This is a genomic window from Halobacillus locisalis, assembly GCF_013694105.1.
Classification (GTDB): Bacteria; Bacillota; Bacilli; order Bacillales; family Halobacillaceae; genus Halobacillus; species Halobacillus locisalis.
On record NZ_JACEFG010000010.1, the window covers coordinates 1 to 1,406 of the forward strand.

The 1,406-nt window shown below is 49.1% G+C and carries 9 tRNA genes and 3 rRNA genes; all 12 read right to left on the reverse strand.

From position 1 onward, the window contains the following. Positions 1-82 (reverse strand): 16S ribosomal RNA (locus H0266_RS19305); the annotation flags it as partial. 117 nt (positions 83-199) lie between these two features. After that, a tRNA-Ala gene (locus H0266_RS19310) sits at positions 200-275 on the reverse strand. 13 nt (positions 276-288) lie between these two features. Beyond that, a tRNA-Pro gene (locus H0266_RS19315) sits at positions 289-365 on the reverse strand. A 6-nt stretch (positions 366-371) separates the two neighbouring features. Then, a tRNA-Arg gene (locus H0266_RS19320) sits at positions 372-448 on the reverse strand. A gap of 11 nt (positions 449-459) precedes the next feature. After that, positions 460-548: transfer RNA gene (locus tag H0266_RS19325), tRNA-Leu, on the reverse strand. Positions 549-602: 54 nt separating this feature from the next. Then, a tRNA-Gly gene (locus H0266_RS19330) sits at positions 603-677 on the reverse strand. 8 nt (positions 678-685) lie between these two features. Continuing rightward, positions 686-767: transfer RNA gene (locus H0266_RS19335), tRNA-Leu, on the reverse strand. A 6-nt stretch (positions 768-773) separates the two neighbouring features. Next, positions 774-849 (reverse strand) — tRNA-Lys (locus H0266_RS19340). A gap of 12 nt (positions 850-861) precedes the next feature. Next, positions 862-937 (reverse strand) — tRNA-Thr (locus H0266_RS19345). Between the two features lie 4 nt (positions 938-941). Continuing rightward, positions 942-1,017 (reverse strand) — tRNA-Val (locus H0266_RS19350). A 14-nt stretch (positions 1,018-1,031) separates the two neighbouring features. Then, a 5S ribosomal RNA gene (rrf, locus tag H0266_RS19355) occupies positions 1,032-1,145 on the reverse strand. Positions 1,146-1,281: 136 nt separating this feature from the next. Next, positions 1,282-1,406: ribosomal RNA gene (locus tag H0266_RS19360) — 23S ribosomal RNA — on the reverse strand; the annotation flags it as partial.

Below are 1,406 nucleotides of genomic sequence, written 5' to 3' on the forward strand. Positions count from 1 at the left end.
CAGCTCGCTTCCCGCGCTCGACTTGCATGTATTAGGCACGCCGCCAGCGTTCGTCCTGAGCCAGGATCAAACTCTCCATAAAAGTTGAAGTTTGACTTGCTCATTTGCACACCGAATGTGCTTGTTTAAATTCCTTCTATAATAGAAAGAATATCTTGACGTACTGGTTGGTTCGTTCAGTTTTCAAAGATCAAATAAATGGTGGAGCCTAGCGGGATCGAACCGCTGACCTCCTGCGTGCAAAGCAGGCGCTCTCCCAGCTGAGCTAAGGCCCCATTTTGTAAGGAATGGTCGGGAAGACAGGATTCGAACCTGCGACCCCTTGGTCCCAAACCAAGTGCTCTACCAAGCTGAGCTACTTCCCGTAATAATGGCGCGCCCGAGAGGAGTCGAACCCCTAACCTTCTGATCCGTAGTCAGACGCTCTATCCAATTGAGCTACGGGCGCATATAAAGTTATGGTGCCGAGGGCCGGACTCGAACCGGCACGGTGGAAACCCACCGCAGGATTTTAAGTCCTGTGCGTCTGCCAATTCCGCCACCCCGGCTTGACAAGTTATATAGTAAACTCTTGTTGTTTAATGTAAGTAGCTCTGAAATCATGGAGCGGAAGACGGGATTCGAACCCGCGACCCCCACCTTGGCAAGGTGATGTTCTACCACTGAACTACTTCCGCTTATAAAGTGCGGGTGGAGGGACTTGAACCCCCACGCCGTGAAGCACTAGATCCTAAATCTAGCGTGTCTGCCAATTCCACCACACCCGCAAGAAATGGTGAGCCATGAAGGATTCGAACCTTCGACCCTCTGATTAAAAGTCAGATGCTCTACCAGCTGAGCTAATGGCTCATAACGAAACAATGGTGCCGGCCAGAGGACTTGAACCCCCAACCTACTGATTACAAATCAGTTGCTCTACCAGTTGAGCTAGGCCGGCTAAATGGTGGAGGATGCAGGGCTCGAACCTGCGACCCCCTGCTTGTAAGGCAGGTGCTCTCCCAGCTGAGCTAATCCTCCAGGATATATGTAAGGCTTGGCGGCGTCCTACTCTCACGGGGGTAAACCCGACTACCATCGGCGCTGAAGAACTTAACTGCTGTGTTCGGCATGGGAACAGGTGTGACCTCTTCGCCTTCGCCACCAAACCTTATTCTTTTTTCAAGGACAAGATATATTATATTGTCCATTCAAGAAAAAATCAAGGGTAAATTTAAAGTTTTTTATAAACCCTCAAAACTGGATAAGAGTATAACCAAACATCGAAACGAACATCTTTTCAAGATAGATAAGTCATCGATCCATTAGTATCCGTCAGCTCCACGTGTCACCACGCTTCCACCTCGGACCTATCAACCTCATCGTCTCTGAGGGATCTTATTTGCTTAAAGCAAAGGGAAATCTCATCT